We start from the raw sequence: 887 nt of genomic DNA on the forward strand, positions 1-887 counted from the left end.
ACTTCTCTGGAATCCAGAGAAATGGGAAGTGAAAATGTTTTCCAAAAAGGCATTCGTCGACAAGAGTCTTTCTTCACCCTAAGCACAGACACGTCGCGCCCTTGCACTCTCATCCGAAAGTCTTCAGGCTTGGTGCAGCCATTGCTTTTTGCCTGGAAGGTGATCGCCTCGTTATCAAGAGACTGCAGCACTATCGGCTCCGGAACTTGATTTTCAGGGCCACCCGCTAACACACCCCCTGAAAGCATGAGCACACCAACAAACCGAACTAAAACCATACGTAACATCAATCTAACACTCAAATAAAGACTAAGGCGCAAGTTTTAAGAACCTACGACGATAAGTCAGCAATAGCAAACATAGACATATCAGTTGCCAAGCAATGGCGCCACCACTTGAATCAGACTTTTTATTGCTGTCACTTTCCTCTTGCTCTGCTTCAATTGCGGTAAAACTAATTGATGCAATTCGCGCATCGTCCCCCTCACCCAAACCAAGGCTAGCGCCTCGCTTTCTCGCCAACACCCACTCAACATAAGCGCCACCCTCAGGCAGCTCTATAACGACGTTCGAATAGCTACTTCCTACGACTAAATCTTGCTCAACACCGTCAACCACTTCAGTCGTTTGACGAACACCATCAATATAAACATCCAGATTCATCACATCAGAGCTTGATAGTAGCCAGTCAAAAGCAAGCGTTCCCGCCCGGGAAAAGCGTGAAGAGAAACGTGATATATCTTGCGTATCTGGCATTTCCACCGCTAACTCACTATCCCCCACATTTCGCCATGTACTCGCTGACTCAAGGATAAAATCAATACCACTTCCAGCTATTTCCATATCATTTTCCGGATATACTCTGGTAGATAAGCGATACCAATTAA

Annotated in this window: 2 protein-coding genes; both read right to left on the reverse strand. The window is 46.0% G+C overall.

Features of this window, described 5'->3' with window-relative positions; translation table 11 throughout:
- Window positions 1-248: hypothetical protein (locus A3766_RS26180; RefSeq protein WP_197479762.1), on the reverse strand; the 248-nt coding region annotated here is incomplete at its 3' end.
- 61 nt (window positions 249-309) lie between these two features.
- Window positions 310-887 (reverse strand): hypothetical protein (locus A3766_RS26185; protein ID WP_231882999.1); only part of this gene is annotated, 578 nt, incomplete at its 5' end.

The sequence above is a fragment of the Oleiphilus sp. HI0132 genome, from assembly GCF_001635845.1.